At 62.1% G+C, this 6085-nt stretch carries 8 protein-coding genes; 3 read left to right on the top strand and 5 right to left on the bottom strand.

What is annotated here, in order from left to right:
- Positions 1-644: 644 nt before the first annotated feature.
- A complete protein-coding gene (locus ACIQ39_RS01495; protein WP_396432835.1) occupies positions 645-1244 on the bottom strand; it encodes a Crp/Fnr family transcriptional regulator in 600 nt (199 codons plus the stop codon).
- A 74-nt stretch (positions 1245-1318) separates the two neighbouring features.
- Here ACIQ39_RS01495 and ACIQ39_RS01490 point away from each other — a divergent pair, with 74 nt between their 5' ends.
- Entirely contained in the window at positions 1319-2071 is a 753-nt protein-coding gene (locus tag ACIQ39_RS01490) for a DUF4395 domain-containing protein (RefSeq protein WP_396432834.1), read from the top strand.
- A gap of 12 nt (positions 2072-2083) precedes the next feature.
- Positions 2084-2365, top strand: a complete 282-nt coding sequence (locus tag ACIQ39_RS01485; protein ID WP_396432833.1) for a heavy-metal-associated domain-containing protein — start codon at positions 2084-2086, stop codon at positions 2363-2365.
- A gap of 251 nt (positions 2366-2616) precedes the next feature.
- Here ACIQ39_RS01485 and ACIQ39_RS01480 read toward each other — a convergent pair whose 3' ends face one another.
- A complete protein-coding gene (locus ACIQ39_RS01480; RefSeq protein WP_396432832.1) occupies positions 2617-3465 on the bottom strand; it encodes a MipA/OmpV family protein in 849 nt (282 codons plus the stop codon).
- Positions 3466-3651: 186 nt separating this feature from the next.
- Here ACIQ39_RS01480 and ACIQ39_RS01475 point away from each other — a divergent pair, with 186 nt between their 5' ends.
- A complete protein-coding gene (locus tag ACIQ39_RS01475) occupies positions 3652-4587 on the top strand; it encodes an alpha/beta hydrolase (RefSeq protein ID WP_396432831.1) in 936 nt (311 codons plus the stop codon).
- A 22-nt stretch (positions 4588-4609) separates the two neighbouring features.
- Here ACIQ39_RS01475 and ACIQ39_RS01470 read toward each other — a convergent pair whose 3' ends face one another.
- The 3 genes from ACIQ39_RS01470 to ACIQ39_RS01460 all read right to left on the bottom strand — a co-directional run bounded on the left by ACIQ39_RS01470 (position 4610) and on the right by ACIQ39_RS01460 (position 6068).
- Positions 4610-5209, bottom strand: coding sequence for a hypothetical protein (locus ACIQ39_RS01470; protein WP_396432830.1), 600 nt, complete (start codon positions 5207-5209; stop codon positions 4610-4612).
- A 173-nt stretch (positions 5210-5382) separates the two neighbouring features.
- Positions 5383-5865, bottom strand: coding sequence for a hypothetical protein (locus ACIQ39_RS01465; protein ID WP_396432829.1), 483 nt, complete (start codon positions 5863-5865; stop codon positions 5383-5385).
- Complete coding sequence (locus ACIQ39_RS01460) at positions 5778-6068, bottom strand: multiprotein-bridging factor 1 family protein (RefSeq protein ID WP_396432828.1); 291 nt, start codon at positions 6066-6068, stop codon at positions 5778-5780. The genes ACIQ39_RS01465 and ACIQ39_RS01460 overlap by 88 nt, the downstream gene beginning before the upstream one ends.
- Positions 6069-6085 lie beyond the last annotated feature (17 nt).

Below are 6085 nucleotides of genomic sequence, written 5' to 3'. Positions count from 1 at the left end.
GCCCGCGGGCGGCACGCCGTCTGTTTTCCTTGAGTTGTGGGAGCGGTCTCCGACCGCGATGGATCGCTTGAAACCAAGTCATCGCGGTCAGAGACCGCTCCTACGGGGAGAATGGCGGTGAGCTAGCCTTCAAAAAACCTTCAGGTTTTTTCAGTCGCGCAGCAGCCAGCGCGCCTTTGCCATCTTGGCCATGTTTCGGGCGCTGGACTGACGGCCCTTTTTTGGTCAAGCAGCGCGTGTTGCCCGCGGGCGGCACGCCGTCTGTTTTCCTTGAGTTGTGGGAGCGGTCTCCGACCGCGATGGATCGCTTGAAACCAAGTCATCGCGGTCAGAGACCGCTCCTACGGGGCGCATCGCGGTGAGCCGGCCTTCAAAAAACCTTCAGGTTTTTTCAGTCGCGCAGCAGCCAGCGCGCGTCTGCCATCTTGGCCATGTTTCGGGCGCTGGACCGATGGCCCTCTTTTGGCCAAGCAGCGCGTGTTGCCTGCGGGCGGCACGCCGTCTGTTTTCCTTGAGTTGTGGGAGCGGTCTCCGACCGCGATGGATCGCTTGAAACCAAGTCATCGCGGTCAGAGACCGCTCCTACGGGCAGTATCGCGGTCAGAGACCGCTCCTGCGGGGCGCACCGCGGTCAGAGACCGCGCCTACGGGGAGCATGGCGGTGAGCCAGCCTTCAAACACAAACGCTCGGGATGGCGCAACACCAAGCCCGCCTCCACCATATCGGCCAAGGCGCGGTACAGCGCTTCGTGGCTCACGCCCAGTTCGGCGGCCATCGATTTGTAGCCCGCTGTCACGGCGCAACAACCGTTTGTGCCTTCGGTCTCGAGCCAGTGCAAGACACGCGCTTGCACGCCTTTGAGGTTCAGGCGCTCGCACTGCAAGCGCAAGCGGCGCACTTCTTGGTTGAGCATGCCGATCCAGCGCAGGGCAAAGGCCGGGTCGTCGGTGAGCGCTTGCAAGAGCGCAGGCACCGGCACGCGGGTGATGTGCGCATCGACCACCACCACGGCGTCGCAGTGGTAGCGCGGTGACTGCAGGCTGGCTTCGCTCACAAAGCCTTGGTGCGTGCGCTGCAAGACCACGCTGGCGCCGTTGGCCGTGCCGCGCTCGAGCACCACTTGGCCTGTGTGCACCCAAAACAAATGGCACGGGCGCTGGCCTGTGGCAAACAAGCGATCGCCTTTGCGCCACTGCAGCGCCTCGCATTCGGCCAACAGGGCCGGGGGCAAGAGGTCGAGCAAGCGCGGGTCTGGGGGGCGGTGTTCATGTGATTCAAATCATATGAGAAAGCGCTGCCGCGCCGCATACTGCCCGCATGAAAACCCCATTTTTTGCCTTTGGCCAGACCCTGCCCGATTACGCGGTGCCCGTGTTCAACGAACGCGCGGTGCGCGCCAGCGCCGGTATTTTGTTTGTGGTGGCCTTTGCCGCGTTTGCACAGGCCTTGCTGCTGGGCCAATTCAAAACCACGCAGGTGTTTGTGGTGGCCTTTGTGATCGAGTTCGGCATTCGCCTCTTCGTCAACCCGCGCTGGGCCCCGGCCATGATCCTCGGCCAGTGGGTCGTGCGCGGCCAAGAGCCCGAATACGTGGGCGCGCCCCAAAAGCGCTTTGCCTGGGGCATTGGCTTGGCGCTGGGCCTGTGGATGATGTATTTGCTGGTGATTGAGCGCAGCATTTGGCCGCTCAACATGCTGGTGTGTGGCGCTTGTTTGTTGCTGATGTTTTTTGAAACCGCATTTGGCATTTGCATTGGCTGCAAGCTGCACGACTGGCTGCGCCCCGCACAAGCCCAACTTTGCCCCGGCGGCACCTGCCGCTACACACCGCCTGCCGGTGCGGGCGGGCACTGGGGCCAAGCCTTGGTGTTGCTGGGCTTTGTGGCGGTGATGGTGGTGGTGGCCGGCTGGGTCATGCAAGGCCCCGACTTGCGCGGCATGCACCACCCCGCCGTGCAGGGCGCACCCCAGGACACGGCGGTGAGCGAAGAAGAGCGCTGCCAAGTGCCCGCCTTCGCCAAAGCCATGGGCCACGAGACCATTTGGAAACAACACAACGGCTGTCTTTGAAAGGACCCCAGCATGAACAACACTTTGAGCTTTGACGTCGAAAACATCCGATGCGGCGGCTGCGAAAACACCATTCGCAAGGGCTTGGCCAGCGTGGCAGAGGTGAGCGAGGTGCAGATCGACCGCGAGCTGCAACGCATCACGCTGGTGGCCGATGAGGCCGAGCGCAGCACCATTTTTGAAAAACTGCGCAGCATGGGTTACCCCGAAAAAGGCTCGGTGGCCGGTTTTCAATCGGGCTTGGCGCAGGCCAAGTCGATGGTGAGCTGCGCGATCGGCAAAGTCAGCGCTTAAGGCCCGTCTTGGCCGGGCGCTCAGCGACGCGGCCAACGCTGGATCGCTTCGTGCCTCGCGATGACGGGGTTGGGGTCATTGCGAGTCCAGTGCGGTAAGTGCGGCCAGTGCGGCAAGGCGTTGTAAATGCGGCAAGGCGTTGTGAGCGTTGTCAGCGCGCCGGTGCATGGCCATGCATGGCTGCGCGCCGCTGGTCATGCCCAGGGCCTGGGTGGCTGAGAGGCCGTGCTGTTGCGGGCAAGCTTGGCGGCTCAGTCGCCTGCGCGTTCGCTTGAGCGCATCCAGGTGTAGGCCACGCCCAGGCCCACCGAGGCCCCAGTGGTCTGACGCACCAAGGGGCTGTTTTGGTTGGCGCTGCCCGCAACGCTGTCGATGCGGGCAAAACCGAACATGCGCCAGTCCGGGTTCAGGCTGCGCGAAAACGACGTGCCCAGTCGCCAGCCCAGCAAGCCGCTTTGGGCTGTGTACGCAGGGCGTGTCAAGGTGGCCAGCTCAGGTGTGACTTGGTAGAAGGTGGCGGCCAGTGCTTGGTCGGCAACGATCAGGCCCAGCGTGGTGCTGTAGCGCCAGCCGCCTTTTGCGCGGCGTTCGAAGGCCAGCTCGGGCTCAAAAGACCAACCGCGGTGGGCCGCATCGTCGCTCAGGTCAAACACGGCGCGCAAAGGGAACTCAGCGCGCCAGGTGCCCCCGCCTGGCGCGCTGCCCAGCTTCCATTTGAGGCGAGGGCCCAGCTCGATCAAGGTGCCCAAGTTGGGCATGCCTTGGCGTGCAGAGATGTCCTCGCTGTTGGAGCCAAAAGCCGCCGCAGCACCCAAGTCCAATTCAAAGCTGGGGCTTTTCATGGCCCGAACACCCAAGGAGCCTCGGTCAGCCCGCAACACTTGGCCTCGGTAGATGAAAAATGGCAAGGCCAAACCGCGTCCCACGTTTTGGTCTGATCCCGGGTAGGCTTGCTGCGATACGCCCAGCGCAACAGCACCGATTTCCCAAAGGGGCAGGGCAGTGGGTGCCTGCGCCCAAGCTGCGCTGCTGCACACCAAGCCTGCGGCACCAAGCCCGAACGCCAGCCTGGTGGGGGATCGCTTGAAACTGGACTTCATGTTTTACCTGCCCATCGTGGAAATGGATCAAAAGAGCTGAGGTGCCAAAAATTGCCCTCAACATGGGGTGGAGCCGCTGTCACCGCATGGCGCATTGTGCTGGCCTGCGACCGGGGTGATGTTAAATGCAGTCTGGCTCGTCTTTGGCGATTGGCCCCAATTGACCCCAACTTTCAGGAGTGCCTCATGCTCGACCCGCAAGCCCAAGCCTTGATGACCTTGCTCAGTGACAAGGGCATTCCCCCGGTTTACACGCAAACGCCCGCCGAGGCGCGGGCCACTTACCGCGCTCGGCGCAGCTTTACCCAGCCCGATGCGCCCGAGGTCGGGCGGGTGCAAGACTTGCAATTCAGTCATGCGGGCGTGGCCATTGCGCTGCGGGTCTACCACCCGACGGGGGCTGGCTTGGCCCTGCCAGCGTTGGTGTATTTGCATGGCGGCGGTTGGACCATTGGCGATCTGGACACGCACGATGTGCTGTGCCGCAGCCTGTGCCAACAAGCCGGGGGTGTGGTGGTGGCGGTGGACTACCGTTTGGGGCCTGAACACAAATTTCCGGCAGCCTACGACGATGCGGTGGCGGCTTGGCAATGGGTGCTCGCCCAAGCGGCCACTTTGGGCATAGACCCCGAGCGCATCGCCTTGGGGGGCGACAGTGCAGGAGGCAATTTGGCTGCAGCGGCCTGTTTGGGTTTGCGCGATCTGGGCTGCAAACCGGTCATGCAGTTGCTGATTTACCCCAGCACCCTGATGGCCCCCGACACCGATTCGTACCGGGTCAACGGCCAAGGCTACATGCTCACGCGCGAGTCGATGGCCTGGTACAGCGGCCACTACCTGCGCGGCCCGCAAGACGCGCTCGACTGGCGTGCCTCGCCGCAGTTGGCCAGCAAACACTCCGATTTGCCGCCCGCATGGGTGCTCACCGCGGGTTTTGACCCATTGCGCGACGAGGGTTTGTTGTATGCCGACGCCCTGAGCCGGGCGGGGGTGTCCTCGCAATACCTGTGTTTTGAGCGGCAGATTCACGGCTTCATCACCATGGGCCGCGTGTTGCAAGAGGCCAACACGGCGGTGGCTTGGTGCGCCTATGCGCTGCGCACGGCTTGGGCGCGCACTTGAGGGCAAGCTCAGTTGCGGCGGATCATCGGTTGAGCACGGCCAAATAAGCTTGGCGCGTCTCGGCGCTCACGGCGTCGAGCGCTTGTTCATAACGGGTTTGGTGCTGCGCCAGCATGCGCGCTGAAGCGATGGTTTTGGAGCGGCAAAACCAGTGGCAACTGTGCTGCATCAAAAACATCTCGCCCATCATGCGAAAAGAACGCGCTTTGGTGCCCAAGCCTTGGACGTTGTTCACGGCGCTTTCAATGCCTTGGGCATGCACTTCCAGCAGACGGCGCATGTCAAAGCTGGCTTTGGGTGAGAGCTGATCGACAAAGGGCAGTGCGAGTTTGAAGCCCCGAGTGGTCGGGGCAGGCAGTTTGGCAAACTCGCGGGCCAAATTTTGAAACTCGGCGACGATTTGCCGTTCGTCCTGCTCTTGCAGTTGCATGATTTGTTGCTGCCGCTCTGGGTCGGATTCGCCCAAGGCGCGCATGTAGGCGCTGGTCAGTTGGGCCATGTGTTTTTCGATTTGGTAGGGGCGCAGTTGTTCGGCCAGCAAAGCCGTGCGTTTGCGCTGACCTTGGACATTGAGCCAGTGGATGGCCGTGGCCAAAATGAACAGAAGGCTGATGAATTCCATAAGGACTGGGATCGATGCCCCTTTTTAACCAAAGTTGCAAGTGTAGTGAGCTTGGTGTCGGCGTCCGACAAAAGCCTTGCGCTTGTGTTGCTCAAAGACTTGCTGCATACCAAGTTTGCGTATGGGGGGGCATCACGGTGCACCCCTTCATGACCGACCTTGGCCTGAACGTGTTAAAGCCGCAGCTTGCCCGCGACTCGCAGCAAGAGCCGCCCGCTGAAAGCTTCAGCGATGACGGCTTTGGCAAGGCGCATGCTGTTTTTGGAACCCGCATGGCGGTATTCGCCAACGTCCAGTTTGCGGCGCGTGTTGTTGCCCACAATGCCGCTGCGCATGACGAGGATACCCGCCTGCTCAGCCGCCTGTATCAGCTCGCGGTGGTAAACATCCGACTGGCGTTGGCCTTGTTCAAGGTCCACGCCCAGCACTTGCCGAATATCGGCTGCCACAGTGCGTGGGCTGGTGCTGACTTTGAATTTGCCCACGAAGGCCAAGGTCTGGCCCCCTTGTTCTTGCTGGTAATCGGCGTACCAAGCTTGGCGCTGCAGGGCGTGCTGGATGGTTTCGATCAGGTTGACGCTGGGTTTTTCAACCGCAGCACCACCGAGCGTGCGCAGCTCGGGCAGCAGCGGTGCGGCTTCTGGTGGCTGCTGCAAAAAGAAAAACCAAACGGCGCATGCAGCGCATGGGCCACGTTTTGCGCTTGCTTGAAGGTGGGCAAACCATCGCCCATTTCCCAGCGCTCCAGTTGCTCGGGCTTGACGTGTGCCGCCTTGGCGGCGGTTTGCAAATCAATGCCCACACGGCCACGCGCCCAGCGGAGCATGGACGGGTTGATGTGGGCTTGGGGTGTGGCCATGTTGAAATTTCAGCGGC

The organism is Limnohabitans sp. (genome assembly GCF_044361645.1).
Classification (GTDB): Bacteria; Pseudomonadota; Gammaproteobacteria; order Burkholderiales; family Burkholderiaceae_C; genus Limnohabitans_A.
This window is presented reverse-complemented; position numbering and strand designations above follow the sequence as displayed.